This window comes from Sphingobium sp. Ant17 (assembly GCF_000588875.1).
GTDB lineage: Bacteria > Pseudomonadota > Alphaproteobacteria > Sphingomonadales > Sphingomonadaceae > Sphingobium.
The window spans coordinates 26,937-53,678 of sequence record NZ_JEMV01000012.1 but is presented as its reverse complement, the minus strand read 5'-3'; the positions used below and the strand labels follow the sequence as shown (position 1 = coordinate 53,678).

The 26,742-nt window shown below is 64.5% G+C and carries 27 protein-coding genes and 3 pseudogenes; 25 read left to right on the top strand and 5 right to left on the bottom strand.

All coding sequences use genetic code 11. The annotated features are described in order from the left end of the window. Nucleotides 1-48 precede the first annotated feature (48 nt). Both BF95_RS07670 and BF95_RS07665 read right to left on the bottom strand, forming a co-directional pair. Nucleotides 49-1,536: a glucan biosynthesis protein D gene (locus BF95_RS07670; protein ID WP_043150600.1), complete on the bottom strand. Its 1,488-nt coding sequence runs from the start codon at nt 1,534-1,536 to the stop codon at nt 49-51. Between the two features lie 206 nt (nt 1,537-1,742). Further along, the gene (locus BF95_RS07665; protein WP_043150546.1) at nt 1,743-2,543 is read right to left on the bottom strand and encodes a flagellin N-terminal helical domain-containing protein; all 801 of its coding nucleotides are present in this window, start codon (nt 2,541-2,543) and stop codon (nt 1,743-1,745) included. A 336-nt stretch (nt 2,544-2,879) separates the two neighbouring features. On the opposite strand from BF95_RS07665, the gene BF95_RS07660 reads away from it, so the two are divergent. The 25 genes and pseudogenes from BF95_RS07660 (at nt 2,880) to queE (ending at nt 24,882) form a co-directional block, all read left to right on the top strand. Then, a complete protein-coding gene (locus tag BF95_RS07660; RefSeq protein ID WP_043150544.1) occupies nt 2,880-4,160 on the top strand; it encodes a sigma-54 interaction domain-containing protein in 1,281 nt (426 codons plus the stop codon). 15 nt (nt 4,161-4,175) lie between these two features. Next, nucleotides 4,176-4,526, top strand: a complete 351-nt coding sequence (gene fliE, locus BF95_RS07655) for a flagellar hook-basal body complex protein FliE (RefSeq protein ID WP_043150542.1) — start codon at nt 4,176-4,178, stop codon at nt 4,524-4,526. 3 nt (nt 4,527-4,529) lie between these two features. After that, the gene (gene fliF / locus BF95_RS07650; protein WP_043150540.1) at nt 4,530-6,275 is read left to right on the top strand and encodes a flagellar basal-body MS-ring/collar protein FliF; all 1,746 of its coding nucleotides are present in this window, start codon (nt 4,530-4,532) and stop codon (nt 6,273-6,275) included. Then, on the top strand, nt 6,268-7,284 hold the full coding sequence (fliG, locus tag BF95_RS07645; protein WP_043150538.1) for a flagellar motor switch protein FliG: 1,017 nt from the start codon (nt 6,268-6,270) through the stop codon (nt 7,282-7,284). The genes fliF and fliG overlap by 8 nt, the downstream gene beginning before the upstream one ends. A gap of 91 nt (nt 7,285-7,375) precedes the next feature. Then, nucleotides 7,376-8,008, top strand: a complete 633-nt coding sequence (locus tag BF95_RS07640) for a FliH/SctL family protein (RefSeq protein ID WP_043150598.1) — start codon at nt 7,376-7,378, stop codon at nt 8,006-8,008. Next, nucleotides 8,005-9,333 (top strand): FliI/YscN family ATPase, encoded by a 1,329-nt coding sequence (locus tag BF95_RS07635; protein ID WP_043150537.1) that lies wholly within the window; start codon nt 8,005-8,007, stop codon nt 9,331-9,333. The genes BF95_RS07640 and BF95_RS07635 overlap by 4 nt, the downstream gene beginning before the upstream one ends. Beyond that, nucleotides 9,330-9,755 carry a hypothetical protein gene (locus BF95_RS07630; protein WP_043150536.1) on the top strand — a complete coding sequence of 142 codons (426 nt, stop codon included), beginning with the start codon at nt 9,330-9,332 and terminating at the stop codon, nt 9,753-9,755. Before BF95_RS07635 ends, BF95_RS07630 begins: the two co-directional genes overlap by 4 nt. A 1-nt stretch (nt 9,756) precedes the next feature. After that, nucleotides 9,757-11,772, top strand: a complete 2,016-nt coding sequence (locus BF95_RS07625) for a flagellar hook-length control protein FliK (protein ID WP_043150534.1) — start codon at nt 9,757-9,759, stop codon at nt 11,770-11,772. 28 nt (nt 11,773-11,800) lie between these two features. Further along, the gene (locus BF95_RS07620) at nt 11,801-12,421 is read left to right on the top strand and encodes a flagellar basal body-associated FliL family protein (protein ID WP_043150533.1); all 621 of its coding nucleotides are present in this window, start codon (nt 11,801-11,803) and stop codon (nt 12,419-12,421) included. A 51-nt stretch (nt 12,422-12,472) separates the two neighbouring features. Further along, nucleotides 12,473-13,357 carry a flagellar motor switch protein FliM gene (locus BF95_RS07615; protein WP_043150532.1) on the top strand — a complete coding sequence of 295 codons (885 nt, stop codon included), beginning with the start codon at nt 12,473-12,475 and terminating at the stop codon, nt 13,355-13,357. Further along, complete coding sequence (gene fliN / locus BF95_RS07610) at nt 13,354-13,689, top strand: flagellar motor switch protein FliN (RefSeq protein WP_043150531.1); 336 nt, start codon at nt 13,354-13,356, stop codon at nt 13,687-13,689. The genes BF95_RS07615 and fliN overlap by 4 nt, the downstream gene beginning before the upstream one ends. Before the next feature lie 88 nt (nt 13,690-13,777). Continuing rightward, a complete protein-coding gene (locus tag BF95_RS07605) occupies nt 13,778-14,041 on the top strand; it encodes a FliO/MopB family protein (protein ID WP_043150530.1) in 264 nt (87 codons plus the stop codon). Between the two features lie 94 nt (nt 14,042-14,135). Next, nucleotides 14,136-14,896, top strand: a pseudogene (gene fliP, locus BF95_RS07600) (flagellar type III secretion system pore protein FliP). Nucleotides 14,897-14,931: 35 nt separating this feature from the next. Further along, nucleotides 14,932-15,204 (top strand): flagellar biosynthesis protein FliQ, encoded by a 273-nt coding sequence (gene fliQ / locus BF95_RS07595; RefSeq protein WP_037476216.1) that lies wholly within the window; start codon nt 14,932-14,934, stop codon nt 15,202-15,204. Beyond that, nucleotides 15,201-15,983: a flagellar biosynthetic protein FliR gene (gene fliR, locus BF95_RS07590; RefSeq protein WP_043150529.1), complete on the top strand. Its 783-nt coding sequence runs from the start codon at nt 15,201-15,203 to the stop codon at nt 15,981-15,983. The genes fliQ and fliR overlap by 4 nt, the downstream gene beginning before the upstream one ends. 2 nt (nt 15,984-15,985) lie before the next feature. Then, nucleotides 15,986-17,122 carry a flagellar type III secretion system protein FlhB gene (gene flhB / locus BF95_RS07585; RefSeq protein ID WP_043150527.1) on the top strand — a complete coding sequence of 379 codons (1,137 nt, stop codon included), beginning with the start codon at nt 15,986-15,988 and terminating at the stop codon, nt 17,120-17,122. A gap of 78 nt (nt 17,123-17,200) precedes the next feature. Beyond that, entirely contained in the window at nt 17,201-17,653 is a 453-nt protein-coding gene (locus BF95_RS07580; RefSeq protein WP_043150525.1) for a hypothetical protein, read from the top strand. 71 nt (nt 17,654-17,724) lie between these two features. Further along, on the top strand, nt 17,725-19,128 hold the full coding sequence (fliD, locus tag BF95_RS07575; RefSeq protein WP_043150523.1) for a flagellar filament capping protein FliD: 1,404 nt from the start codon (nt 17,725-17,727) through the stop codon (nt 19,126-19,128). 17 nt (nt 19,129-19,145) lie between these two features. Beyond that, a pseudogene (locus BF95_RS07570) lies at nt 19,146-19,540 on the top strand (flagellar export chaperone FliS). A gap of 156 nt (nt 19,541-19,696) precedes the next feature. Then, nucleotides 19,697-20,893 (top strand): aspartate aminotransferase family protein, encoded by a 1,197-nt coding sequence (locus BF95_RS07565; RefSeq protein WP_043150521.1) that lies wholly within the window; start codon nt 19,697-19,699, stop codon nt 20,891-20,893. Between the two features lie 104 nt (nt 20,894-20,997). After that, complete coding sequence (gene argF, locus BF95_RS07560) at nt 20,998-21,927, top strand: ornithine carbamoyltransferase (protein ID WP_043150519.1); 930 nt, start codon at nt 20,998-21,000, stop codon at nt 21,925-21,927. A gap of 96 nt (nt 21,928-22,023) precedes the next feature. Then, on the top strand, nt 22,024-22,926 hold the full coding sequence (gene hslO / locus BF95_RS07555) for an Hsp33 family molecular chaperone HslO (protein ID WP_443018343.1): 903 nt from the start codon (nt 22,024-22,026) through the stop codon (nt 22,924-22,926). Between the two features lie 142 nt (nt 22,927-23,068). Then, nucleotides 23,069-23,473: a DUF3617 domain-containing protein gene (locus tag BF95_RS07550; protein WP_043150596.1), complete on the top strand. Its 405-nt coding sequence runs from the start codon at nt 23,069-23,071 to the stop codon at nt 23,471-23,473. Nucleotides 23,474-23,528: 55 nt separating this feature from the next. Then, nucleotides 23,529-24,221 (top strand): 7-cyano-7-deazaguanine synthase QueC, encoded by a 693-nt coding sequence (queC, locus tag BF95_RS07545; protein ID WP_043150517.1) that lies wholly within the window; start codon nt 23,529-23,531, stop codon nt 24,219-24,221. Nucleotides 24,222-24,234: 13 nt separating this feature from the next. Beyond that, nucleotides 24,235-24,882 carry a 7-carboxy-7-deazaguanine synthase gene (gene queE / locus BF95_RS07540; protein ID WP_081764076.1) on the top strand — a complete coding sequence of 216 codons (648 nt, stop codon included), beginning with the start codon at nt 24,235-24,237 and terminating at the stop codon, nt 24,880-24,882. A 7-nt stretch (nt 24,883-24,889) separates the two neighbouring features. Here the strand turns inward: queE and BF95_RS07535 are convergent. From BF95_RS07535 to lipB, 3 genes and pseudogenes are all read right to left on the bottom strand, one after another. Next, nucleotides 24,890-25,572: pseudogene (locus BF95_RS07535) on the bottom strand (hypothetical protein). 93 nt (nt 25,573-25,665) lie between these two features. Beyond that, nucleotides 25,666-25,935, bottom strand: a complete 270-nt coding sequence (locus BF95_RS07530; protein WP_043150594.1) for a hypothetical protein — start codon at nt 25,933-25,935, stop codon at nt 25,666-25,668. Nucleotides 25,936-25,994: 59 nt separating this feature from the next. After that, nucleotides 25,995-26,690 (bottom strand): lipoyl(octanoyl) transferase LipB, encoded by a 696-nt coding sequence (gene lipB / locus BF95_RS07525; protein ID WP_043150513.1) that lies wholly within the window; start codon nt 26,688-26,690, stop codon nt 25,995-25,997. Between the last annotated feature and the right edge of the window lie 52 nt (nt 26,691-26,742).

The following is a 26,742-nucleotide window of genomic DNA, read 5'->3' as shown; positions in this document are numbered from 1 at the left end:
AGCGATTCACCCAACGGCTTGAACCGTTCGTTACGCCAACGGTTCCGGTTATCCACCAACGGGGTAATGCACATATTCGCTCACCGCGTGATCGCCCGTCCGCAATTGCAGCCGCACGTCCGCCACGCCGCCGCTATTGGGCCGCAGGTCCAGCACGGTGCGATACAGGCCTTTGCGGCCCAGCACCGGATAGCCCGCCTGCTTGACCAAAGTGCCGTTGGCGATGTCCACCCACAGGTCAGGCTTACTACCGTCCGCCACCCCCACGAAATCGACCACCAGCCGCGCGATATCGGGCTGGTCCCCGCGCCCGCGCCACACATTTTCGACGATCGCGATATCGGTCGCGGCGGGCGATCGGTCGGCCGACCAGTCGAGCCGGTAGTTAAGGTCGATCCGCTTGCCCGGTACAGGCGCAGCGGCAGGCGTCCAATAGGCGGCCAGATTGTCGGTATATTCGCTGTCGGTCGGAAAGGCGTAGAGCCGTACCTCGCCTGTGCCCAGCGGCCGGGCCGGCGTGGCCCAAAGCGTCGGGCGGCGATCATAATAGACGCCGTCATCCTGATAATGGTCGAAATCCCGGTCGCGCTGCAGCAGGCCGAACCCCTTGGGGTCGCGCTCGGCAAAGGCGCTCACCATCGGCACCGTGGGATTGACGATCGGGCGGGCATGGGCGGTGCCATCGGCGCTGGCGATCGACAAAAGGTCGGAGTCATGGATTTCAGGCCGCCAGTCGGTCCCCACCGTTCGGTTCGCCTGATCATACCAGAACATGCTGGTCATCGGCATCAGCCCCAATTCGGGGATGGCGCGGCGGGGGAACAGGGCGGCGGTCACGTCCTGCCGCACGCCGTCCTTGTCCAGCCGACTGACGAAGCGGAACGCGCCGGTAATCGACGCGCCGTCCAGCAGGGCGAAGATGGTGACGCTGCTCGGCCCGATTCGCTCCAGCCAGAAATGGGTGAAGCGCGGAAATTCCTCGCGACCCTGGATGCTGGTGTTGATCGCGACGGCGCGCGCCGACAGGCCGAATTGTTTTTGCGGACTTGGCGCGCGGAAATAGCTGGCCCCCAGATAGGACAGCCAGTCGCCGTCGCGCGCGGCATTCATGATGCGGAAGCCCGCAAAGCCTGCGCCAGGCGGCAAGGCGGTCACCGGATTGCCTGCAGGCGCATCGAACATGGCAGGATCATAGCGTAGCGGGGTAGCGCGGCCTCGTTCGATGATCGCGATCTCGACGGGCTGCGGCGCGGTGGCCGACAGCGGGAAGAAACGGATGCCGGTATCGCCCGGCAGGTCGCCCCACAAGGTCCGCTCCTCGCGAAACCGTGCCTCGTGCAGCGCGGTATAATCGATCTTGGCTGCACCCGGATGGGCTGGGGTCTCGGCAAAAGGCGCACGCGCCAGCCGTTGCGCCCGGCTGATCAGCCGCTCCCACGAAAAGGGGGCAGCTTGCGTCTGCGCGTAAGCGGCGCGGGGGAGGAAGAGGGCAGCGCCCGTGGCGGCGATCAGCGCGCGCCGGTCAATATCGGTCATGGCCCGCATCATGGGGCGCATGCCCCGCAAAACCAAGCCCCCCGTGCCGCATATGCGATGAAGCCCCCGCCCGGGGGGACGGAGGCTTCCGATGCTGGTCGTTCGATCGAAGTCGTGGCTCCCGGCACGGTGGGGACTGTGATGTGCCGGGCGCCTATGGGCGGCTGTCAGGTGACCAGACCTCAGCCGACCAATGGAGTAAAGGCTTAGCCGATCAGCTTCAGAACGCCCTGCTGGCTCTGGTTGGCCTGCGCCAGCATCGCGGTCGATGCCTGGCTCAGGATCTGCTGCTTGGCGAGGGCGGTCGTCTCGGACGAGAAGTCGGCGTCCTCGATGCGGCTGCGGGCGTCGGTCAGGTTGGTGATGTTGTTGGTCAGGTTGTTGACCGACGATTCCAACCGGTTCTGCACCGCACCCAGCGTGGCGCGCGCCGTGGCGACCGTCTGCAACGCCGTGTCGAAGTTGGCGAGCGTCGCGGCGTCGACTGCTTCGGTGGCGGTTGCCACGCCGGTCACGTCGATGTCGCTCAGCGTGATGCTGACTGTGTCGGTGTCATTGGCACCGGCCTGGATCGTCACGACGTCATCGACGGCTGGGAACAGCGCCTTGCCGTTGAATTCGGTCTTGGTCAGGATGTCGTTGATCTGGACGGCCAACTGGTCCTTTTCGGCGTCGATGTTGGCGACGGCTTCGGTGCTGTTGGTGTCGTTGGTCCGCTGCACGGTCAATTCACGCATACGCTGCAGCATGTTGCTGACTTCGTTCAGCGCGCCTTCCGCGGTCTGCGCCAGGCTGATGCCGTCATTGGCGTTGCGGATGCCCTGGGTCATGCCCTTGATCTGCGACGTCATGGTCGATGCGATGGCCAGGCCAGCGGCGTCGTCCTTCGCGCTGTTGATGCGCTTGCCGGTCGACAGGCGTTCCATCGCGGTGCTCAGGCCCTTGCTGGCCATCGAAGAAGCGTTGGCCGAGCGAAGCGCGGCAGTGTTGGTTCCGATAACAGTCATGGTGTTCCCTTTCTGTGTCAATCAGGTCGCTGCCATGGTGCGCTTGCGGCCTCGAAAGGGGATAACGGCGGGCGGCGGCGGGCCTTTTAGCGAGATTGTGATTTTTTTGAAAAAATACCTATTTTCATGGTGTTATGCTGCCATATTGGCTGTGCGGGGGCCTTGGGTCTGAAGGATCAAGATCCTTTTGCCGCTTTTGCCGGAACTAAATTGCCGGTTTGCGGCAAATGGATGGCCGCATTAACCATCTGATAACCACACAAATATAGATATCGATGCATCGAAGGGGTCTGGGACGTGCGGGGGCACTAGCCGACCAAAATTGGGGTTCCGTTCATGTCATCGCTCGACGTGAGCCGTGGAGTCTGCGCGCTCGTCCCGGGTTTGCAGCACTGGCTCGAAAACGCTCTTTATACCGTGCGCATCGTCGACGCGGCCAGTCCGCGCGACAAGGGCCAGGATCGGGACAGCCGCCGTGTGCTGCTGGCGACAGAGATCGGTCATGCGACCCATCGCGACATTCTCATCAATCTGATCGACGGCGCACCGTCGCTGGTCGCGGCGGCCAATGGCCTGCCCGCCCGCGTCGCCTTCGGCCTCGCCGACATGGGCTTTGCCTTTGCCCTGATCGCCGAACTGGCGCGTCCTGCTGCCGTTCCGGCGGTGGGGGATGGCGGCAGCGTCCGACTGATGACCCTGGCCGGCCGGGTCGCCCGCAGCGACGCCACCGTCCTTATTCAGGGCGACACCGGCACCGGCAAGGAAGGCATGGCGCGCTTCCTGCACGCCCAGTCCGGCCGGTCGGGCCATGACTTCATCGCGGTCAATTGCGCGGCCCTTCCCGAAACGATGATGGAAGCGATGCTGTTTGGTCATCGCAAGGGCAGCTTCACCGGCGCGGCCAATGCGTCCGACGGCCTGTTCCTCGCCGCCGATGGCGGCACGCTCTTCCTCGACGAAATCGCCGAACTGCCCCTCACGCTCCAGGCCAAGCTGCTGCGTGCGCTGCAGGAAGGTGAAGTGCTGCCCGTCGGTGCGACCCATTCGGTGCCGGTCAACGTGCGCATCATCGCTGCCTGCAACCGCAACCTCGGCCAGGAATGTGCCGCAGGCCGCTTCCGCGAAGATCTCTACTGGCGTCTCAACGTTATGCCGCTCGAACTGCGCCCGCTTGCCGAGCGTCGCGGCGACATCAGCGCGATCACCGCCGCGATGCTGTTGCGGCACCAGGATGGGGGCAAGGCCGGGTTCGTCTGGCCGACCGCCGCCGCGCTCGACAAGCTCGCCGCCCATGGCTGGCCCGGCAATGCCCGTGAGCTTGGCAATATCCTCCAGCGCGCGCTGGTCCTGCGCGACGGCGACCGGATCGAGGCCGACGACCTGCATCTGGCCGGCGCGCCGCAGATGGTCATGCCGCTGCGCATGGCCGCGTCGATCCAATTGCCCGCCGAACCGATCCGCCTGCGCGATGTCGCGCGGCATTCCAAGCTGGAAGCGATCCGCCTGGCCCTGCGTGAGACGGACGGCCATCGCGCCGCTGCCGCGCGCAAACTTGGCATTTCGGAACGGACGCTGCGCTATCGGCTCGCCGAAATGCGCGAGCTGGCTGCGGCCTGAGGGGGGACATAGGATATGACCGGCATTTCCGCGACCGACAGCGTGATGGCGATCCGCAACGCCATCCTGCAAAAGAACGCCGCGCTGCGCGACATCGGTTCGACCGGCGCGGTCGGCGGTGCAGGCGCACCCCAGGGTACGGCCCCTGGCGGCTTCACCGAAGCGCTCAACAGCGCACTGCAGGAGGTCAACGGCCTGCAGGGCAAGGCCGGTGAAGCCGCCGCCGCCTTCGAACGTGGTGAAACCACCGACATCGCCGCCGTCATGCTGGCCAAGCAGCAGGCGTCGGTCAGCTTCGAAGCGACCCTTCAGGTCCGCAACAAACTCCTGTCCGCCTACAAGGACATTATGAGCATGCCGGTCTAAATCATGAGCGAGAACGCACTCACCATCGACGGCGGCCTGGCCGCCAAGCCCGCTCTTCCGGCACCCGCTTCGGCGGCGCGGACGAACCTCAAGGGCATGGACGCGCTCAAGGCGCGCTTCACCGGCTTCATCCAGCAACCGGCGGTGGCCAAGAGCCTGCCGCTGCTGGGTATGCTCGGCGTCATCGCGCTGGCGGGCCTTGCCTGGCTGGCGTTGCGCGAACCGCCCCAGCGTGACCTGTTCCGCGCCTTGCCCGACGCCGACAAGTCGGCCGTGGCGCAGGTGCTGGAGCAGGCCGGCATCCCCTTCGACTTCGATAACGCCGGCAGCATGACGGTCAGCGAGGATGATTATTTCAAGGCGAAGATGATGCTTGCCGCCCAGGGCCTGCCCAAGAGCGCGCCCGACGGCAACAGCATGATCGACAGCCTGCCGATGGGCGCCTCGCGCGCGGTCGAGGGCGAAAAGCTGCGCTCCGCTCGCGAAATGGACCTCGCCCGCACGATCGAGGCGATCGACAGCGTCGAAAGCGCCAAGGTCCACCTCGCCGTCGAACCGCCCAGCGTCTTCCTGCGCGACCGCGCCAAGCCATCCGCATCGGTGATGCTGCGGCTGGCGCAGGGGCGCACGCTCACCGACGCACAGGTCAGCGCGATCGTACATCTCGTCGCCTCCTCCATTCCCGACCTGTCGCCCGACCAGATTTCGCTGGTCGATCAGAATGGCCGCCTGCTCAGCAATAATGACGGCGACGCCGCCGACGATCGCCAACTGTCGATCCAGGGCCGGATCGAGGATCGCTATCGCCAGTCGGTCATCGCCCTGCTGACCCCGATCCTGGGCCAGGGCAATTTCTCCGCCGAAGTCCATGCCGAACTCAATTTCGCCGAGCGGCAGGCGACCCGCGAAACCTTCCCGCAGGACGAAGCGCGGCTGCGCGTCGAACAGGGCACCTGGGCATCCGACCCGCGTGGCCAGGGCACGGGGGAGGCGACGGGCATCCCCGGCGCGCTGACCAACCAGGCACCGGTCAACCCGACCGTGACCCAGACCAACCCCAATGGTCAGGCCGTGCAGCAGGGCGAAACTGCCGCTCAGACGCCCGGCACTCCGCCCAACCCGCTGATGAAGACCGAAGAAACCTTCAACCGCAGCTTTGAACTCGGCCGTGAAGTGTCCGTGACCAAGGATGCGATCGGTACCGTCAAGCGCCTGTCTGTCGCCGTGGCGCTCGACACCGGCGCGGATGGCAAGCCGCGCACCGCGCAGGAAATCGCCGCCCTGGAAGCGCTGGTGAAGGGCGCGGTCGGCTTCGACCAGACCCGTGGCGACGTGGTGGCGCTCTCCTCGCGCAGCTTCCTCAAGACGCCCGAAACCGTCATCCCCTGGTATGAATCCGACTGGATGAACCCGCTTGTGCGCAACGGCACCGCCCTGCTGGTCGCGCTGCTCCTGGTCTTTGGCATCGGTCGCCCGCTGCTCAAGCGCCGCGCCGCCACCCAGGCCGCCGCCGCCGAACAGACCGCGCAGGAAGGCCAGCGCATCGGCCAGGAAATCTCGTCCGAACTCACCAAGCAGGTGGTCGAGGCGCCCGATCCCGAACGGCCGGTCACACTCGACATGATCTCTTCCACCTATGACTATGCCCAGCGCGCCGACCTCATTCGCAACTTCGTGAAGCAGGATCCCGACCGCGCCGCCCTGGTGGTTCGCGACCTCCTGAAGGAGGGGAAGAAGGAAAATGCCTGAGATCGTTCCTGGCCGCCCCGAAGCGCTCAAGGGCAGCGCCGCTGCCGCCGTCCTGCTGATGCTGTTCAATGAGGATGAAGCCGCGCAAATCCTCTCCCGCCTGGAACCGGATGAAGTGCGTCAGCTTGGCTATGCCATGTATGACGTCGCCGATGTCCATCCCGAAGAGGTCAACGAAGCGCTCGACCATTTCGTCGCCAAGGCGAAGAAGCGCACCACTATCGGATATGGCGCGACCCGCCATATCCGGGGCGCCATGACCAAGGCGCTGGGCGAGGAACGGGCCGAAACCATCTTGGCGCGCATCACCCCGCCGACCCGCTCCACCCAGCTTGAAATGCTCAAATGGATGGATGCCAAGGAAGTCGCGATACTGATCGAGGCGGAGCATCCGCAGATCATGGCGATCGTGCTGGCCCATCTGGAAGCACCGGTGGCCGCCGACGTGCTGCAACTGCTGCCGTCCGAATATCAGGAGGAGATCGTCTATCGCATCGCCACCTTGGGACCGGTCTCGAACGAGGCGCTGGAGGATCTGGAGCAGTTGCTGATGCGCGGCCCGGTCGGCAAGCAGGGTGCGGCCTCGCAGCGCGGCGGCACGGTCGAGGCAGCCGCGATCATGAACAATGTCCGCAAGGATAATGAGCAGCGCATCATGAAGGCGGTCGCCAAGCGCGACAAGATGATCGCCCAGACCATCGAGGAGGAGATGTTCGTCTTCGACAACCTTGTGGACATGGACGACAAGAATCTGGGCGCGCTGATGCGGACCATCGACAACAGCGTGCTGGTCGTGGCGCTCAAGGGCGTGAACGACATGCTCAAGGGCAAGATCTTCAGCTGCATGTCCGCGCGCGCGGCACAGGCGATCGCCGACGAGATCGAGGAGCGTGGCCCGATCCGCCTCGCCGAAGTCTTGGAAGCGCAGAAACTGATCATCGCCACCGCCCGCCGCATGGCGGATGCAGGCACCATCATGCTCGGTGGCAAGGGGAACGACTTTGTCTGAAGCATTTTCAAGTTGGCTATCAGCCGACGACTCGGAAAATGCGGCAGCCAGGACTCTGGAACCGGTCCGCGCACGCGGAACCGGGACCAGAATTTGGGGGGCGGAGGCTGTCCGCGACTTCGCGCCGGTCGCGGTTGCCGGCTTCGTCCAGAGCGAAAGCAGCGGTTTCCGCAGCCTCTATACCGCCCATCCCGGCGCGCAGACCGCAACGATCCGCGCCGCCATGGCGGAGGTCGAGCCGGAAATCGATCTGCTCGAAGAAGCGCGGATGGAAGCCTTCACGCTCGGCTTCGACGAAGGCTGCCGGATCACCGCCGACGCCCATGGCACCGACACGGAAATCCGCGAACGGCTCGCCGAATCGCTGGCCTCCCTGTCGCCAGCGCCCAGCGGCATGCTGTCCACCATGTTGTCGGCCACGGTCGTCCGCCTGGTCGAACAGATTGTGGGTGAGGTGGAGATCGATATCGAACGCCTCGTGCAGCGCTGCGACACGGTCGCCGCCTTCATCGAGGAGAATGATGAGAAGGGCGCGCTCCACCTCCACCCCGACGATATCGCCATGCTGGAAGGCGAACAGATCGGCGTTAAGCTGGTGCCCGACAAGGCGATGCTGCGCGGCTGCGTCCGGCTGGAAACCGCCGAAGGCTGGGTCGAGGATGGCCCGGACGTGCGCCTGTCCCGCCTGCGCGCGTTGCTTGACGATATGGAGGGCAGGCCATGATCCGTGCCTCGCTGGCCCAGGCCGAAACATTGTTCGACCATCTGCAGGTGCAGAACCGCGCGCCGCGCCATGTCGGCCGCTTGGTCAGCCATGATGCGGGCATGCTCGAAGTCACCGGCTTTCGCCGACCGATCGGCGCGGGCGCGCGGGTGATCGCCAGCGACGGCACGATCGCGCGCGCCGAAGTCGCGGGCTTTCGCGGCGGCCGTACCTTGCTGGTGCCGCTCGACAGCGACGCGCCGCTGGAAAATGGCGCGCGGGTCGAACCTGACAGCCAGGCTAATATGGTGCAGGTGGGGGAAGGGCTGATCGGCCGCGTCGTCGACGCCATGGGCCAGCCGCTGGACCGCAAAGGTCCGATCCTCGCGGGCGGCACCTGGCCGCTCAACGGCGTGAAGGGCAATGTCCTCGATCGCGGCCGCGTCACCGAGCCGTTCGATCTTGGCATCCGCGCCGTCAACGCGCTGCTCACCGCCGGGCGCGGCCAGCGCATCGCCATCATCGCAGGCTCTGGCGTCGGCAAGTCGGTGCTGATGGGGCAGATGATCGCCGGGGCCGAAGCCGACATCGTCGTTGTCGGCCTGATTGGCGAGCGCGGCCGCGAAGTCAGCGACTTTCTCGAAACCAAACTCAAACACACGATGCACAAGAGTATCGTCGTCGCCGTACCTGCCGATCATCCCCCGGTGCTGCGCCTGCGCGCCGCTGCACGCGCCACCGCCATCGCCGAATATTTCCGCGCCCGTGGGAAAAAGGTGCTGCTGCTGATCGACAGCCTGACCCGCTGCGCCCATGCCCAGCGCGAAATTGGCCTGGCCTTGGGCGAGCCGCCCGCGATGAAGGGCTATCCGCCCTCGGCCCTCGCGCTCATTCCTCGCCTGGTCGAACGGGCCGGAGTGGACGCCCGCACCGGTGGTTCGATCACAGCGCTCTACACCGTGCTGGCCGATGGCGACGACACCGACGATCCGATCGTGGACGCGGCGCGTGCCATTGTCGACGGCCATTTCGTCCTGTCCCGCCATCTGTCGGAACAGGCGATCTTTCCGGCGATCGACATCGGCAAGTCCCTGTCGCGCGTCATGGCCGATGTGGTGCCAGACGATCATCGCCTGGCCGCCGCCAATTATCGCCGCCTGTGGGCCGCTTATGAGGAAAATCGCGATCTCATCCTGATGGGCGCCTATCGCCCCGGCAATGATCCGGTGATCGACGAAGCGGTGCAGCGCCGTCAGGAAATTCTCGACTTCATCCGGCAGGATCAGAAAAGCCGCATCGACCTCGACACCAGCGCCGCCGCGCTGATCGCCGGGTTCGGCGCGTGAAGGGGCTGGTGTCCCGCCGCCATCGCGTGTTGCGCGTGCGCCATGTCCAACATGCCATGGCCGTCGCAGAAACCGCGCGCGCGCGCGACGAGGCCGATGGCCTTGCCCGCAATATCGACCGATTGAACAAGGTCCGGCACGAATTGTTCGAAACGCAAGGGGCCGCCACCGGCGCGTCCTTCGCCGCCATGCAGGAACTCGCCACCCGGCTGGAACAGGCAGGGCGACAGCTTGACGGCGCGCTCTACGACGCGCGGCGCAAGGTGGAGACCAAGGAGGGCGTGACGCTCGCCGCCAATCGCGAAAAGGAAATCGCCACCCGCCTCAAGGATCGCGCCCGCGCGACCCTTGAAGAATGGCGCGAAAACAAGCTGGCGGCGCTGCCGCGCTATCGCCGCATGCAGCGGACAGGGGAAGGCTGAGATGACTATGCTCGCAACTATCAAGGCATTGCTTTTCACGACACCGACCGGTGCAACGGGTAAGGGCGCAGGCGTCGCGCCGATGCCGGGCACGCCCGACTTCGCGCAATTGCTTGACGCGGCAACACCCCAGCCCAGCGCGACGGCGTCGATGCCAGGCGCAGCGACCGTAGCGCCGAACGCAGCGCCTGCGCCTGCCGCGCTGGTTACCCCGACGCCTGTGCCACTGCCCGCGGCCGGGGAAAGCGGAGAGCTTGTCGCTGATCCAGCCCCTGCGCGCCCTGCGCCCCATGTGGCACAGGCGGCACCAGACGCGCCTGCCATGACGCAGCCCGCCCAAATGGTGCCTGTGAAGCCAATCGTCCTGACTCAGGCTGCTGCGCCTGTCGTCCCGCTGCCTATCGCGCCAGAAGCCCCAACCGACGCGCCGCAGCCGGTCGTCATGCCTGCGCACGCCGCTCACCCAATCCCCACGCCGCTTTCGCACGCCACCTTGGTCCCGGAGGCGGGCGAGAGCCATCCGGCGATCCCACAGGCGGCGGACAGCCCTCAGATGACCACAACGCCGCCATCCTCCCTTGTCCAGCCTGTCACCCCATCCGACGAAGCGGCGATCGCTGCGCCCGTGAAAGCGGCCGTCGCCGCGCCTTCCGTCGCACGTCCAGAGCTCCGCACACCGATCGCGGATAACGAAACGGACAGCGAAACGGACATAGGATCGGACGAGGCAGCCGGGTCCGAAAAAGCCGAACCTTTGTCCGCTTCGCTGTACGCCGACGCTCAAACCGAACCGTCAAAGGGCGAGGAACTACCCCTCGCCATGCCGGTCGAACCGCGTCTTCCGCCGCCCTCGGCGCCGGTCGCCTCGGCCAATCCTCCGGCCGAAACGACCGACCCCACCCGCGCCGCGCGCATCGCCATGCCATCGGCATTGCCGCAACCGGGCAGCGTTGCGCCGCTGGCCCCTGCCAGTCTCGACCGCCCGCCGTCGGAGGATGCTGACGCTGCAAAGTCCACCGATCCGCTCCCGCTGCCTGACCCGCAAGCCGCCGCTACCAGCATCGTGTCGCCGCTCGCCAGTCCCGTTGCTGTACCCGATATTGCTCCTGCCGCTCAGCCTGCGCGCGCCTTGGCCGCTGCATCGCTCGCGCCTTCGCGCATCACGCCAGCAATCGCCGCGCCTGCCAAGCTGGCCGCTGCCACAGCCCAGGACGTCGTTGCTGACGACGCTCCCATTGCCCCGCTACCTGTCGACACGCCGATACGGGCCGAAGCAGTATCGCTGCTGCAACTGGTGCGCGATCATATGACCGCCCGCGCCGCACCTCGCCAGCCAACGGCAGCCGTGCAATCCACGGACACCGATACGGAAGGCGTAGCCCCGCTGGCCGCTACCCCGCGCGCCGACGGCACGGTGGCGCCAACCCCGATCCCGATGCCTGTCCAGCCCGCTGCGATCGCGCCGGTCCTGCCCACGGCCCCAGCCGCCGATCTGTCCGTCAGCCTGGGCGCGCAGATGGTGGACATGGGCGTGTCGGGCCAATGGATCGACAGTCTGGCCCGGGATATCGCAGGCCTGTCGGCGAATGGCGCCCAGGGTCGGTTTCAGATCAATGCCGACACGCTCGGCCCGATCCAGATCGACATCCATCAGGGCGAAAAGGGGGCAAGCGTCGCCCTCACCGTGGCCACCGACCTTGCCGAACAGGCGTTGCGTCAGGATGGCGACCGGCTGCGCCTCGATGCGGGGCTGGCCGCGGTGAAGATCAGCGAGGTGAAGATCGAGCGCGCGCCTGCCGCCGACACCGCCCGCTCCGATCAACCAGGACAGAATGCGTCGGGTCAGCCGCACCAGCAGGGCGCGGGCCAGCCGAGCTTTCAGGGGCAGGGACAAGGCCGCTGGCAGGGCCGCGAAAATATCGCGCAATCGCATAAAGCGGCCGACGACGCGGCCGTTCTTAACCATGCGGATGCGGGAGACGGTTCCCGCAACGCCGTTCGCGCGCGCTACGCGTGATCGGCCTTGAGCCTGGGGGACAGGAAGAATGAGCGACGATCCAAAGGCCAAGAAGAAAAAGGGCGGGGGCATGAAGATGATCCTGCTGGTCGTCATCGCCATGCTGATCGGCGGCGCGGGCGCTGCGGGCGGACTTTATGCCGCCGGTTTCTTCAGTCCCAAGGATGAAGGGCCGAAGGAAGATCCCAACAAGCCGGTGCTGGTCCTGGCGGGTGAAAGTGCCGAGGAGATCGCCAAGGCGCATGCCGTGCCCCATGGTGGCACCGCGACGGCCCATGGCGGCGCGCATGGCAAGGGTATCGACCTGCCTCCCCCTGCCAATCCCACCGCGTATCAGGCGACCTATTTCCAGCTTCAGGCCCCTTTCACATCCAATATGTCGGACACCGATTCCTTTGCCCAGATTTCGCTCGCGGTATCGACCTATTATGACCTGCGGGTGATCGACGCGATCAAGACCCACGAGATGGCGATCCGCAGCCAGGTGCTCATGATGCTCGCCCAGCAGCCCGAAGAGACGCTGGCGACCCCGAAGGGCAAGCAAGCCCTGCAGGGGAAGATCAAGGTGATAATTAACGATATTTTGAAGCAAAAAACCGGTTTTGGAGGCGTTGATAACGTTTACTTTACCAATTTCGTTATTCAGTAGCACTGTCCAAAAGGCCGGGAAGTCCCCCGGTCCGCAGGGCAGGGGACAAAGATGGACGACGTTCAAACCTACGCCTTCGGGCGGGGGGATTCACAGGCGCCGGTGATGCTGTCAGGGCTTGACCGGCTGGGTGACAAGCTCGCCCGGCGCATGCGCGCGCTCATCGAACCGATTTCGGGTACGCGCCCCCATGTCGCCGCGCATGAGACGCAGTTGATGGACATGAGCGCCTGGTCCGCCGCCATGCCCGCCTTTGCCAGCTTGTCCGTCTATCGCCTGCTCCCGCTCAAGGGGCAGGTGTTGCTGCATATGGACGCGGCCATGATCTCGACACTGGTCGATTGCTTCTATGGCGGACTTGGCAACCGGCCCTTGCCGTCGCGCGGCGAATTTACCCCCACGGAAGACCGGCTGATCGCTCGCCTGGCGGACTCCATCATCGCGCGCGTCGTCGAGACTTGGGGCGATATCCTGCCACTGGATGCCAGCTTCGTCATGCGCGAAACCGGCGTTGGTTTCACCAGCAGCGCCCCGCCCGGCGATCAGATGGTCGTCCAGCGCTTTACCGTTCGCCTGACCCGCGAGCAGGAATGGCCGGTCGATCTCGTCTTTCCGCTGGCCGCCCTGCGCGCGGTCGAAGCGCTGATGGGATCGAAGCTGCCGACCGACGAAGAACAATGCGATCCCGTCTGGCAGGGACGGATCGCCCGGCGGATGCGCGACATCCGTCTGCCCGCGCGCACCGTGTTGGCGCGGCCCCATCTTTCCGTCGCCGATCTTATGGAATTGAAGGTCGGCGATGTCATTCCCGTCACGATCGGCCGCTCCTTGCCGCTGATCGTGGGCAACCGCATCGTCGCCCATGGCAGCATCGGCGAACAGGATGGCCGTGCCGCCTTCCAGATTGAAAAACTCGTACAAGGATCCGATCAATGAGCGACATGAGCGAAGCCCCCAAGATGGAGCGCGCCGAAGATCCCGTCAGCCGCATGACGAACAATCGTCATTTCAAGCTGTTGGCGGACATTCCGGTTCGGATGTCGGTGGAGGTCGGATCCACCTCGCTGCGTCTAGCCGAAGTCATGGATCTGGCCGAAGGCAGTATCGTGGAATTGGACCGGCAGGCCGACGATCTGCTCGACATCATGGTCAATGGCGCGCTGATCGCGAAGGGCGAGGTGGTGACGGTCAATGGCCGCTATGGCGTCCGCATCGTCGATATTGCGGCGACCGAAACCCGTCTGGCGGGTATCGAGCGGCGCGGCTGAACGCATCGCATTGATTTTGCGCTTGCCTTGCGGATCGAAACTGCGGATCGCTTGGCCAAATTAACCATGAAGCGCGGGCGGCTCCATCATGTTCTGGTATTTCGTCAAATTGCTGATCCTCCTGCCGCTCGTCGGCGGCATGGCGTTCGGCGCGCTGTGGCTGTGGCGCAAATATCAGCCGGGCATGATGGGCAATCAGGCGGATCGCTCGCTCAAGCTGCTTGAAGCCCTCCCCATGGGCGCGTTCGGCAAGCTCGCGGTGGTCGAATTCGAAGGCAAGAAGATCTTGCTGTCGGTGACCCGTGGCCGGATCGAGAAGATCGCGGAAGGCGACCATGCTCGCCTGCGCTAAACCCTTATCCGTCATCCCCGCGAAGGCCGGGATCCATCTCCCGACCTCGTGCCAGGGTACAACTGTTCGGAGATGGGTTACCGCCTTCGCGGGAATGACGTTGATGGTTATTCTGGCGTTACTCTTTTTCAGCACCCCTGCGTTCGCCCAGGCGGCTCCCGCGGGCCCCGCCGACAATGGTGGCGCGCTGGGCCGGGCCATGGGCCAGATTTCAGGCGACGGCCGGTCGCTCTCGCTCAGCTTGCAAATCCTGATCCTCATGAGCCTGCTGACGGTGCTGCCGTCGCTCGTGCTGATGATGACCAGCTTCACGCGTATCATCATCGTCCTCTCGCTGCTGCGTCAGGCGCTGGGCCTGCAACAGACGCCGCCCAACCAGGTGCTGGTGGGCCTAGCCCTCTTCCTGTCGCTGTTCGTGATGCGTCCGGCGATCGACCAGATTAACGGCCTGGCCTTCGATCCCTACGGCAAGGGCCAGATCACGATCGAGGAAGCGGTCGGCCGGTCGGGCAAGGTGCTGCACGGTTTCATGACCAAGCAGACCCGCGAGAGCGATCTTAAGCTGTTCGCCAACCTTGCCGAAGCACCCGCCTTCCGCACGCCCGACGATATTCCCTTCACCATCCTGCTCCCCGCTTTCGTCACCAGCGAACTCAAGACCGCCTTCCAGATCGGCTTCATGATCTTCCTGCCCTTCCTCATCATCGATCTTGTGGTGCCTCCACGCTGATGGCGCTCGGCATGATGATGTTGTCCCCGACCATCATCTCCATGCCGTTCAAACTATTGCTGTTCGTGCTGGTCGATGGCTGGGCGCTGACGATGGGCAGTCTGGCGAGCTCGTTCGCGACATGACGCGCTCTATGCTCCGGGTGGAGGGCTAGTCCCGCATGGACAACGCCGACTTCTTCATGGGTCTGGCCCAACAGGCGCTGTGGATCACGGCGCTGGCTGCCGCGCCCATCCTGTTGCCGGCGCTGATCGCAGGCCTCATCATCGGCATGGTGCAGGCCGCGACGTCGATCAACGAACAGACGTTGAGCTTCATCCCCAAAATCCTTGTGGTCGGGGCCATGCTCGCCTTGTTCGGTGGGTCGATCATGGTGCTGATCGCCGATTTCACGCGCGAAATATTCGACCGCATCCCGGACCTGCTGCAATGATCGCTCCCGGCTTTGCGGGGGTGGAGACGCAGCTCTGGGTCTGGCTGATCGCCATGATCCGCCCCGGCGCGGCCTTCATCGCCGCGCCCGTCTTCGGCGCGCCCGCCGTGCCGCTCCAACTGCGCTTGATCCTCGCGCTCGCGCTCGGTCTCGCCGCGCTCAACAGCGTCACCATCACCCTGCCGCAGGATGGCGTGGCCAGTTTCGAAGGCGTGATGATGGTTGCGGGCGAAGTGATGGCGGGCCTTGCCCTCGGCTTTGCGGTCCAGATCGGCTATGCCGCCGCCTTCGTCGCGGGCGAAACGATCGGCAATGCGATGGGGCTCAATTTCGCCGCGATGGTCGATCCTTCGTCGGGCCAATCGACCCAGGTGCTCGGCACCTTCCTTTCCATCCTCGCCACCTTCCTGCTGCTCGGCATGGACGGGCATCTGCTGCTCGCCAGCTTCGTGGTGCAAAGCTATCAGGCGATCCCGCCGGGCGCGGCGATGCTGTCCAACGATACGATCTGGCGGATGATCGAATTTGGCGGCGCGTTGCTGGGCGCGGGCGTCACCGTGGCCCTGCCGGTCGCCTTTGCGCTGGTGCTGGTGCAGATCGTCATGGGCATGCTGGCGCGCGCGGCGCCCTCGCTCAACCTGTTCGCCGTCGGCATGCCCGTCGCGATGATGGCGGGCCTCATCCTCCTCGCCATGGCCGTCCCGATCATGGCCGAAGGCATGACCGCCTCGATCAAGGCCGGACTTGAGCAGGCCCGCATGATCGCGGAGGGACAATAGCCATGGCAGGCGGCAATGAGGGCGGCGAAAAGACCGAGAAACCGACCCAGAAGAAGCTGGATGACGCCGCCAAGAAGGGTGACATTCTCCAGTCGCGCGAACTGGGCACGGCGATGGTGGTCATGGCAGGGATCGGTTGGCTTGCGGTAACCGGCCCATCCCTGATCGATTCGCTGTCCGATATGCTGGTCGAGGCGCTGCGCTTCCGGCGCGAGGACATTACCGATTTTTCCCCGGCGCAACGCGGGCTGGACCTGTTGACCGGTATCGCGCTGCCAGTGGCTGGCGTGATGCTGGCGACCTTCCTCGCCGCCATCGCCGCCCCGGCCTTGCTGGGATCACTCGGCTTCCGCCCCGGCGCCTTCGCGCCCAAGGCATCGAAGATGAATCCCGCTTCGGGCCTCAAGCGCATGTTTGGTACGCAGGGCTTGATCGAACTGCTGAAGTCCATCGCCAAGATCGCCCTGCTCGGCGCGATCGGGATCTGGATGGTCTGGGACCGGCTGACCGAGATTACGGGGCTCGGCAAGATGGGTATTGGCCCCGCCATCGCCGACCTTGGCAACATGTTCATCCTTACCTGCCTGGTCATGGCGGGTGGGCTGTTCCTGATCGCAGGAATCGATGTGCCCGCGCAGATCATGCAGCGCGGCAAGCGGCTGGGCATGTCGAAGCAGGATGTGAAGGACGAGCATAAGGAAAGCGAAGGTTCGCCTGAGCTGAAGGGACAGATTCGCCGCCGCCAGTTCGAAGTGCTGAATGGATCGACCCGCCAGGCGGTGGCCGAAGCCAGCGTCATCATCACCAACCCGACCCACTTCGCGGTCGCGCTGCGCTATAAGCCGGGCGTCGATGCCGCGCCGGTCGTTGTGGCGCGCGGCAATGACGCGATCGCGGCCTCAATGCGCGAACTGGCGGAGCAGAATGGCGTGACCATCCTGCAATATCCTGACCTCGCCCGCGCGATCTACTTCACGTCGCGTGCAGGGCAGGTGGTGAATGAAGGCCTCTACATGGCGGTCGCGACCGTCCTGGCCTTCGTCTTCCGCGTCGAAAACCGCATGGCGAGCGAAATGGATCGTCCCTTCATCACCGTGCCCGACGATCTGCGCTTCGACGCCGACGGACGAAAGCGGTGAAAAAAACCGTAATGGTGAATTAAAGTTTAGGCGCGCTCGTCCGTATTCTATTCATGGGGACGCATTAGGATATGCGTCATGAGCGACTATTTTCCCCGTATCGAGTTGCCGCCGGTCGATCGGACCGTGCCACGCGCAATATCGTCGGTGCAGGCCGTTCAGCCGATCGTGGCGGGACACTCCGCCCCGTCGGCCAACCCCGACGCCCGCGCGTCGGTGCCGCAGATCGATATCGCAGGCGTGGACGAGGATGTCGCCAGCGCCGCCCAATATGTAGAAATCTACGCCCGCATCGCCGACATATTGGCTGATCTCGACAGTAGCGGTTCGGTCGATGGCGCAGCGCAATCCATCAATGCGATGCTGCCCCGGCCGATCGTCCTTGTGCCATTGCCTCCTGCCAGCAGGGAAGCGATCGAACATGCGGCCGTGGTCGCTCGCCGCATGGTGGATCGCGCCGCCTACAGCCATGCCGCGCAGGCCCATCTCCCGCGCGGCGTCGTTGATCAGATCGTCGCTTCGGGCGGATGATCGCGCGCCTCGCAAATCATTCCTAAAGGTCTTCGCGCTAGCGCCGTTCTCTCCTCTGAAAGGACGACGCAATGGCATCGGTCAGCAGCAGCATTACGACGGCGCTCGGCGTCGGGTCGGGTATCGACACCAAATCGCTGGTGACCAGCTTGATCGCCGCCGCGCGCGATCCCAAACAGGACGTCATCACCAACCGGCAGAGCCTTAACAGCGCGCGCATCTCGGCGCTCGCATCGGCCTCCAGTTCGATCGACACTTTCGCCGATGCGCTCAACAGCTTGCTGGCGGGCACCGGCTATGCCGGTACGCCTGCGTCCAATGACCCCAGCATCGCAGCGGTCAGCTTGCTGCCAGGTGGCGTGCCCCAGGGGTTGCCAGCGCAGCTGGAGGTCAAGCAGTTTGCCTCGGCACGCACACTGGCATCGGTCCCGGTCGCGGGTGCGACCGCTGCAACGGCCGTAGGAGAGGGCGAAATGACCCTGACCGTGGGCGGCCAGAGCGCGGCGATCAGTATCACTGCCGCCAATAACAGCTATTCGGGCCTCGCCGCCGCGATCAATGCGTCAGGTCTGGGTGTGACTGCCTCGGTCGTCACCGATACGCAAGGGACGCGATTGGTGATGAAGGGCGCGACCGGCGCTGCCAATGATTTTTCGCTCAGTTCGGTGAGCGGCCCCGACCTGGCGCAATTTGCCTGGAGCGGCACGGACAGCGCAACGATGGCGTCGATGGCGACCCCCAAGGATGCGATCATCAGCCTGGACGGCGTGGAGCAGCGTTATGCCAGCAATACGATCGACACGGCGATCGCCTATTTGCGCATCGACCTCAACAAGGCAGAACCCAACACGCTTGTGACGTTGGCCTCGACCGAGCCGACCACCACCATGCGCGACCTGATGGTCGAGTTCGTCGATGCCTATAATACGCTGATGAAGGCGCTCAACACGTCGACCAGCACGGGCGCGGATTCGGCTTCGTCCGGGGTTCTGAACGGCGAAGCGTCGATCCGCGACATGAAGCGGCAACTGTCCCAGATGACCTCCACCGCGCTGACCGGCAGCGGCACCTATCGCACCTTGTCGGACATCGGTGTCGCGACAAATCGCGATGGTACGCTCAAACTCGATACCGACAGGCTAGACAAGGCGATTGCCGCTGATCCTTCGGCGATTACCCAAATGCTCAATCCTGCGGTCGCAACAGCCGCCAATCCCGGTCTGGCCGGGATGATGGATGCGGTGCGTGACCGGGTCCAGGTGAAGGACGGTGCCTTGGCGCTGGCACAGGTCAAATATGAGGCGCTCGCCAAATCGCTCAGCGAACAGCTTGAAAAGCTCGATACGCAGATGACCAGTTACGAGGCGCAACTCACCACCGTCTATTCCAAGATGGAAACGCGCCTCACGGCACTCAAGGCCACCCAAAGCTATCTCGAACAGCAGATCGAGATGTGGAACAACAGCGACAGTTAACGGGGACGAACGGGACCATGTTCTATAATCAGGGTTATGCAGGGGCCACCGCCGCGCGTCGTTATGCAGCGGTGCATTCGGGCAGCCGGACCGAAGGGGCAACGCCGCACGCACTGGTCAGGATATTGTTCGACGAACTGCTGCTGGCGCTGGACGCCGCCGCGCTCGCCGAACGACAGGCGGATCGTATGCAGGTGTCGGACAAGCAGGCGCGAGCCATGTCCATCCTCTTCGCGCTCGAATCGAGCCTGGACCATGACAAGGGCGGCGACGTCGCGCTCGGTCTGGCGCAAATCTATCGTGAGGCGCGCCGATTGCTGTTGGTGGGGGCCAAGGAACGGGTGGCCGAACCCGTCGATAAGGCCCGCGCCATGATCGCGGAGATTGCGACGCCTGGAACCAGATCGGCTAAGGCCAGCGGGATCGGACTGGCCCGGTTGCGGGGTTGCACCCCTTCCAAGCCGCCTGTATAGGCGATGCTCGCAGAGGGCGGCCCGGCGGGGTCGCCTTTTTGCGTTATATCTCCTGCGCCCAGGACGCGCAGCATCAAGCCAGAAAGGGAAGGCTCATGTCGATTACGCCGCTCATGCCCGTTTACCCCCGGTGCGATGTCCGTCCGGTGCGAGGCGAAGGCTGCTATCTGATCGGCGAGCGCGGCGAGCGCTATCTTGATTTCGCCAGCGGCATCGCGGTCAATCTGCTCGGCCATGGCCACCCCAAGCTGGTCAAGACGATCGCCGATCAGGCCGCCACCCTGATGCATGTGTCGAACCTCTACGGTATGCCGCTGGGCGAGAAATTGGCGCAGAAGCTGGTCGACAATACATTTGCCGACACCGTGTTCTTCACCAATTCGGGAGCCGAGGCGGTCGAGTGCGCGATCAAGACCGCGCGGCGCTATCATTATGCCAATGGCAACGCCCATCGCCACAAGATCATCAGCTTCGACAATGCCTTTCACGGGCGGACGCTGGGAACGATCTCGGCCACCAGCCAGCCCAAGATGCGCGATGGTTTCGAACCCTTGTTGCCCGGCTTTACTGTCGTGCCCTTCAACGATCTCGACGCCGCGCTGGCGCAGATCGACGACAATACCGCCGGCTTCCTGCTGGAGCCGGTACAGGGCGAAGGCGGCGTGACGCCTGCGACCAAGGCATTTCTGGCCGGCCTGCGGAAGGCCTGCGACGAGCATGGCCTGCTGTTGATCCTCGATGAGGTTCAGTGCGGTTATGCCCGCACTGGCACCTTCTTCGCGCATGAACAATTCGGCGTCACGCCCGACATCATGGCGGTCGCCAAGGGCATAGGTGCGGGCTTCCCGCTGGGAGCCTGCCTCGCCACCGAGGAAGCGGCCAAAGGCATGGTGTTCGGCACCCATGGGACTACCTATGGCGGCAATCCGCTCGCTATGGCGGTCGGCCTGACCGTGATCGAGGAAGTGCTGGCCGAGGGGTTCCTCGATCATGTGACCGCGATGGGCGCGCGCCTGCGCGCCGCATTGGAGCAACTCATCCCCAATCATGACGACATGTTCGAAGATGTGCGCGGCATGGGGTTGATGCTGGGCGTGAAGCTCAAGGACAGTTACGACGCGCGCAGCTTCGTTGGCCATTTGCGCGACCATCATGGGCTGCTGGCCGTATCGGCCGGGCAGAATGTGCTGCGCATCCTGCCGCCCCTCGTCATCGAGGAAAGCCATATCGCCGAAGCCATCGAGAAAATCTCCGCCGGTGCCCGGACATTTGTCGAAGCCAAGGCGGCTTAAGACTGACCACCGTTCGCCCTGAGCTTGTCGAAGGGCTGCACTTGTCTTCGCAGACAGTGCAGGGCTTCGACAGGTTCAGCCCGAATGGCTGAGGGGTGTTTACTATGACCAAGCATTTTCTGAATCTCGCCGACGCGGGCGGCGATGCCGTTGCCGCCATGATCGCCGACGCCATCGACCGCAAATCCGCACGGGCGGCCTGGCCCAAGGGTCGGGTCGATGCCGACGCACCGCTTGCAGACCATGTGCTGGCCATGGTCTTCGAAAAGAACTCGACCCGCACCCGCGTATCGTTCGACATGGCGATCCGCCAATTGGGCGGTACGTCGCTGATCCTGGATGCCGCGACGACGCAACTGGGCCGCGGTGAGACGGTCGCCGACACCGCGCGGGTATTGTCGCGCATGTGCGACGCCATCATGATTCGTACCGACGATCATGCCAAGGTCGAGGAGATGGCGCATTATGCCACCGTCCCCGTCATCAATGGCCTGACCGACCTGTCGCACCCCTGCCAGATCGTGGCCGACCTGCTGACCGTGGTCGAACATGGCGTTGCCTTGCCCGGCAGCCAATGGGCATGGCTGGGCGATGGCAACAACGTTCTTCATTCGATCATCGAGGCGGCTGGGCTGTTGAAGTTCGACGTGCGCATTGCCGTGCCGCAAGGCTATGAGCCCGACCCGTCCTTCGCGGCGGCGGCGCAGGCCATGGGCGCGCGCATCAGCCTGACCCGCAATGCGCTAGAGGCGGTCGCGGGCGCGGACATCGTCGTCACCGACACCTGGATCTCGATGGGCCAGGCCCATGCCGAGGAAAAGCTGGCCGCGATGATGCCCTATCAGGTCACGCCCGCTCTGATGGCGACTGCGAAACCGCAGGCCAAGTTCCTCCACTGCCTCCCCGCGCATCGCGGCGAGGAAGTGACTGCAGACGTGATCGATGGCCCGCAGTCGCTGATCTGGGATGAGGCGGAAAACCGCATTCATGCCCAAAAGTCGGTGCTGCTCTGGGCCTTGGGGCATCTTGGTTGAGTTTGCGGGCGGGCTTCCTATCTAGCGACTCGCCCGCATCGCCCGATGCTGCCTTATGCCTTGCACCGTCGGGTGCGGGATGACCGGAGCCTTGATTTGATTATCGCCCCCCATGTCGACCATGCCATCGGCTTCACCATCGCGTCGCGCCATGCGCGTGGCCGTCTCGTGCGGCTTGGCCCGGTGCTGGACGATGTGCTGGCGGCCCACGCCTATCCCCCGGCGATCGAGCGGCTGTTGGCGTCGGCGCTGGTGCTGGCGGCGCTGCTCGGCGCAACGCTCAAGCAGGCCGATGGGCAACTCACGATGCAGGCGCAGACCGAACATGGCGTCGTGCGCCTGCTGGTAGCCGATTATAAAAATGGCGATCTGCGCGGCTATGCCAAGTTCGATGCCGACCGGCTGGCTGAACTGGGGCCGGACCCGACTTTGTTCGGCCTGTTTGGCAAGGGCTATCTCGCCATCACCTTCGACCAGTCGGTCACGGGCGAACGCTATCAGGGCATCGTACCGCTGGATGGCGATTCGCTGGGCGCGGCGGCCGAACATTATTTCTTCCAGTCCGAACAGATACCGAGCGTGATCCGCATCGCCACCCGGCACGAGCCGGGCGAGGGCTGCTACGCGGCGGGATTATTGCTTCAGCATTTGCCCGAAGGCGAAGTCGGCCGCGAACGGCTGCACGTCCGCCACGATCACCCCGAATGGGAGCATGTCCAGGCGCTCGCCGTCACGCTCAAGGATGAGGAACTGACGGACACGTCACTGCCCTTGAGCGACATCGTCTGGCGGCTGTTCCATGAGGAAGAGGAAGTGCGCGCGACCGATCCAACGCCGCTGGCCAAGGGGTGCCGTTGCGACCTTTCGCATATCCGCGACGTGATCGGCCGTTTTTCGCCCGATGACCGGGCCGAAATGGCGGACGAACAGGGGATTATCGGCGTCGATTGCGCTTTTTGCTCGCGGCTTTTTCCGCTTCGGATCGACAGTTTCGCCTGACACGGCGTCGTTACGCTAACGATATTTGTAATTTGGGCAGCGCAGCCGGTTCGCGCTATCAAAATGCCGCATTTCGGCGGCATGGTGGAAATGGATGGTCGCGGCCCAGATGGCAGGTGACCCTTGGGCAGGAACACAGATCATGGGAAAGGCGGTTTGGCGCGCGCTCGCAGCAGCGGTCGCGCTGACGACGGCAGGTTGGGCCGGGGCGGCGGACGGGCCAAAGCTCGCGGCGCTCCAGACGCTGGAAACCGGCGAATGGGAATTGCGCGGCCGGGGCAAGGGCGCGGAGACCCGCAAGTTGTGCGTGTCGGACCTGCGTCAGCTGCTCCAAATCCGCCACGCCCGCGCCTCCTGCAGCAGTTTCGTGGTCAGCGATGCTGCCGATGCCGCCAGCATCACCTATGATTGTGCGGCGGCGGGCAACGGCCGCACCGACCTGCGCGTCGAAACCGCACGGCTGATCCAGATCAGCTCGCAGGGCGTGGCCGATGGTGCGCCCTTCGTGTTCGTTGCAGAGGGGCGTCGTATCGGTGCCTGCCGCTAAGCGTATGGCCAGCGCCATGCTTGCGCTGGCGCGATCGGGGCAGTAGCGCATATTCATGGTTGCCAATCAGGGAAAATTCGCCGTCGTCCTGCTTTCAGGCGGACTGGATTCGATGGTCGCAGGCGCATTGGCGCGCGAGGCGGGCTATCGCCTGTTCGCTTTGTCGATTGACTATAATCAACGTCATCGCGTCGAATTGCAGGCCGCTGCACGCGTCGCGAAATCCTTGAATGCCATCCGCCATATCGTCCTGCCGCTCGATCTGACGGCGTTTGGCGGATCAGCGCTGACCGCCGACATTGCCGTGCCCAAGGACGGCGTGGGTACCGATATCCCCGTCACTTATGTCCCGGCGCGTAATACCATCTTTCTGTCCCTGACGCTGGGGCTGGCCGAAGTGGTGGGGGCCAGCGACATCTTCATCGGCGTCAACGCGCTGGACTATTCGGGCTATCCCGATTGCCGTCCCGAATTCATCGACGCTTTTCAGACGATGGCGGCGCTCGCGACCAAGGCGGGGGTGGAGGGCCATCCGGTCCGCATCAAAACGCCGCTGCAATATATGAGCAAGGCTGATATCGTGCGCGAGGCCGACAGGCTGGGGCTCGACACCGGGATCAGCTGGTCCTGCTATGATCCAACGCCGGACGGCAAACATTGCGGGCTGTGCGATAGCTGTCGGCTGCGGTCCAAGGGATATCAGGAAGCGGGCCTGCCCGATCCTACCCTCTATGCCGCGCGGCCCTGAAGGGGCACGCGCGATGAGCTATGCAGTCAAGGAAATGTTCCTCACGCTCCAGGGGGAAGGGGTGCAGGCTGGGCGGCGCGCGGTGTTTCTGCGCTTTGCCGGGTGCAATTTGTGGAGCGGGCGTGAGCAGGATAGGGCGAGCGCCATCTGCCGCTTTTGCGATACCGATTTTGTCGGCACCGATGGCGATGGGGGCGGCAAATTTGCTGATGCCGATGCCCTGGCCGATGCCGCTCTGGCCTTTTGGGGCACGGCCGAGGCGGGCCATTATATCGTGCTGACCGGCGGGGAGCCGATGCTGCAGGCGGATGATGCGCTGGTCGAAGCGCTCCACGCGCGTGGCTTCATCATCGCGATCGAGAGCAACGGCACGCTGCCCGTCCATCCCGCCATCGATTGGGTCTGCATCAGTCCCAAGGCCGGGAGCGATGTCGTGCAAACATCAGGCGATGAGCTGAAGCTCGTCTGGCCGCAGCCGGGCGGCGGGCATAGCGTCGCCGAAGTCGAGGCGATGGAGCAATGGGCTTTCACCCATCATTTGCTCCAGCCGCTCGATGATCCCCATGCGCAGGATAATGCCCGGGCCGCCATCGCGCTGGTCATGGACCGACCACGCTGGCGGCTGACCGTGCAGGCCCATAAATATCTGGGCCTGCGCTGATCCACCCTTAGGGCTTGCCCACGCCGATCTTGTCGTTCCAGGCTGATGGCAGACAGGCTGCAGAACGCCCTTCTTCCAGCATTTGGGATCGAAGGAGGGCAAGGCGGTCACATAGTCATAGCCCGGCGTGCCATAATATTGCTCGCCCGCGGCCACCAACGACTTCTTGATCGAAGCCAGACCACTGCGTGCCACCTCATGCAGCGTGCCACGATCAGCGAAGATCGCCTTGCGACCGACCTCTGCGGTCGCGAGGCAAAAGCCCTTCTGCGCCTGCACCGTCGAATAGCCCGAATAGATGCGCGTGCCATATTGGTCGGAGGCGGCCTGTCCCGGCCGTCCCTTGCCCACGGTGCGCTGGAAATAGCCCAGCAGCGTGGTCTGCGCGGCGTCCAGTTCGGCATCATGATGCGCGATCATCGCGTTATAGTTGCCGATCGCAAGCAAGGTGGGTTCGAACTGGCATTGCAGCGCCGCGACATTCAGCGCCGCGCGCAGGTTCCAGACCAGCCCTGCCTTGATCTCCGCTTCCGTAGAGCCCGGCAGGCCCAGTGCGGTGGCCGCTGCCGCATCGGTAAAGGGCGGAGCCGACAAGTCGGGCGGCGACCAAAAAAATTGTGCGGCGGCAGGCTGCGCCAGCAGCGGCGCAACCGCCAGGGCAAGGCCGGTCAGCGCGGTACGGAAGGTCATGAAAAAAGGCCTTTTACGAAGGGATGCGATGGAATGCATCGACCCAATATGTGTCTGCGCCAACTGTATCAGGGCTGAATGATTGCGCCAGCCTTATTGATCGGACAGGACTTCGGCATCCTCGCCCGCGGCTTCGGTGGTCGGCTGTGCCGCCGTGCTGGCGTTGGTGGCCGCGTTGCCGGGCAGGGCGATCGCCGTGCCTTCGCTCTGGACCCCGTCCAGGTCGGTCATGGCGTCGCTGGTGGTGCCATCGACCACTTCCATGTCCTTCATCTCGACCTTGGTTTCGGTCTTGTCCGCGCCGCCGCAAGCGGCCAGCGGCAGCAGCGACAGGGTCAGGGCGGCAAGTACGTGGCGGCGCATCCGGGTCTCCTTGCGATCATCGATGCCCGGCAATCCCCCGCCCGGCGAAAGGCGTGACCCTAGCGACCGGCTTCGCATTGCTCAAGCCCCGAGCCGCACCGCGACAAGCGACTGAGAAAGACAGGGAAATGTGCCTTGAGGGCGTGATCGAGTGCAGCCATGGAGGCGTCGCCGCCCAGTGCGGCGATGCTGGTCACGGGATAGTCGCTGATCCCGCACGGCACGATTCCGGTAAAATGGCTAAGGTCAGGATCGACATTGATGGCAAAACCATGGAGCGTCACCCAGCGGCGCACCCTTATGCCCAGCGCGCCGATCTTCGCCTCTCGCCCGTCGCGGTCATCGGTCCAGATGCCGATCCGCCCGTCCGCCCGCCGCGCTGCTATGCCGAGATCAGCGAGCGCCGCGATCATCCAGCCTTCGAGATGATGCACGAAATTGCGGACATCCTTGCCGCGTTCGCCCAAGTTGATGTTGAGATAGCCGATCCGCTGCCCCGGCCCATGATAGGTGTAGCGGCCGCCGCGCCCGGCATCGTACACCGGGAAGCGCGGATCGATCAGTTCGGCGGGGTCGGCGCTGGTCCCGGCCGTATAGAGCGGGGCATGCTCCAGCAGCCACACCCGTTCGCGCGCTTCGCCCGCATGGATCGCAGCGGCGCGTGCCTCCATCTCGGCCAGCGCCGCAGGGTAATCGGCAGGCGCGGTTTCGGTGCGCCATTCGACGCTGTCGGGAAAGGGAAGGGGGGCCGTCATGACGCTTCCTTGACTTGGAGACAGCGAGCGATCAAGTCTCCGCGATATTTTC

Excerpts from the sequence above, each read along its gene's own strand:
- BF95_RS07670 (WP_043150600.1), bottom strand. The coding sequence starts at position 1,536 with ATGACCGATATTGACCGGCGCGCGCTGATCGCCGCCACGGGCGCTGCC.
- BF95_RS07665 (WP_043150546.1), bottom strand. The coding sequence starts at position 2,543 with ATGACTGTTATCGGAACCAACACTGCCGCGCTTCGCTCGGCCAACGCT.
- BF95_RS07660 (WP_043150544.1), top strand. The coding sequence starts at position 2,880 with ATGTCATCGCTCGACGTGAGCCGTGGAGTCTGCGCGCTCGTCCCGGGT.
- fliE (WP_043150542.1), top strand. The coding sequence starts at position 4,176 with ATGACCGGCATTTCCGCGACCGACAGCGTGATGGCGATCCGCAACGCC.
- fliF (WP_043150540.1), top strand. The coding sequence starts at position 4,530 with ATGAGCGAGAACGCACTCACCATCGACGGCGGCCTGGCCGCCAAGCCC.
- fliG (WP_043150538.1), top strand. The coding sequence starts at position 6,268 with ATGCCTGAGATCGTTCCTGGCCGCCCCGAAGCGCTCAAGGGCAGCGCC.
- BF95_RS07635 (WP_043150537.1), top strand. The coding sequence starts at position 8,005 with ATGATCCGTGCCTCGCTGGCCCAGGCCGAAACATTGTTCGACCATCTG.
- BF95_RS07625 (WP_043150534.1), top strand. The coding sequence starts at position 9,757 with ATGACTATGCTCGCAACTATCAAGGCATTGCTTTTCACGACACCGACC.
- BF95_RS07620 (WP_043150533.1), top strand. The coding sequence starts at position 11,801 with ATGAGCGACGATCCAAAGGCCAAGAAGAAAAAGGGCGGGGGCATGAAG.
- BF95_RS07615 (WP_043150532.1), top strand. The coding sequence starts at position 12,473 with ATGGACGACGTTCAAACCTACGCCTTCGGGCGGGGGGATTCACAGGCG.
- fliN (WP_043150531.1), top strand. The coding sequence starts at position 13,354 with ATGAGCGACATGAGCGAAGCCCCCAAGATGGAGCGCGCCGAAGATCCC.
- BF95_RS07605 (WP_043150530.1), top strand. The coding sequence starts at position 13,778 with ATGTTCTGGTATTTCGTCAAATTGCTGATCCTCCTGCCGCTCGTCGGC.
- fliQ (WP_037476216.1), top strand. The coding sequence starts at position 14,932 with ATGGACAACGCCGACTTCTTCATGGGTCTGGCCCAACAGGCGCTGTGG.
- fliR (WP_043150529.1), top strand. The coding sequence starts at position 15,201 with ATGATCGCTCCCGGCTTTGCGGGGGTGGAGACGCAGCTCTGGGTCTGG.
- flhB (WP_043150527.1), top strand. The coding sequence starts at position 15,986 with ATGGCAGGCGGCAATGAGGGCGGCGAAAAGACCGAGAAACCGACCCAG.
- BF95_RS07580 (WP_043150525.1), top strand. The coding sequence starts at position 17,201 with ATGAGCGACTATTTTCCCCGTATCGAGTTGCCGCCGGTCGATCGGACC.
- fliD (WP_043150523.1), top strand. The coding sequence starts at position 17,725 with ATGGCATCGGTCAGCAGCAGCATTACGACGGCGCTCGGCGTCGGGTCG.
- BF95_RS07565 (WP_043150521.1), top strand. The coding sequence starts at position 19,697 with ATGTCGATTACGCCGCTCATGCCCGTTTACCCCCGGTGCGATGTCCGT.
- argF (WP_043150519.1), top strand. The coding sequence starts at position 20,998 with ATGACCAAGCATTTTCTGAATCTCGCCGACGCGGGCGGCGATGCCGTT.
- BF95_RS07550 (WP_043150596.1), top strand. The coding sequence starts at position 23,069 with ATGGGAAAGGCGGTTTGGCGCGCGCTCGCAGCAGCGGTCGCGCTGACG.
- queC (WP_043150517.1), top strand. The coding sequence starts at position 23,529 with ATGGTTGCCAATCAGGGAAAATTCGCCGTCGTCCTGCTTTCAGGCGGA.
- queE (WP_081764076.1), top strand. The coding sequence starts at position 24,235 with ATGAGCTATGCAGTCAAGGAAATGTTCCTCACGCTCCAGGGGGAAGGG.
- BF95_RS07530 (WP_043150594.1), bottom strand. The coding sequence starts at position 25,935 with ATGCGCCGCCACGTACTTGCCGCCCTGACCCTGTCGCTGCTGCCGCTG.
- lipB (WP_043150513.1), bottom strand. The coding sequence starts at position 26,690 with ATGACGGCCCCCCTTCCCTTTCCCGACAGCGTCGAATGGCGCACCGAA.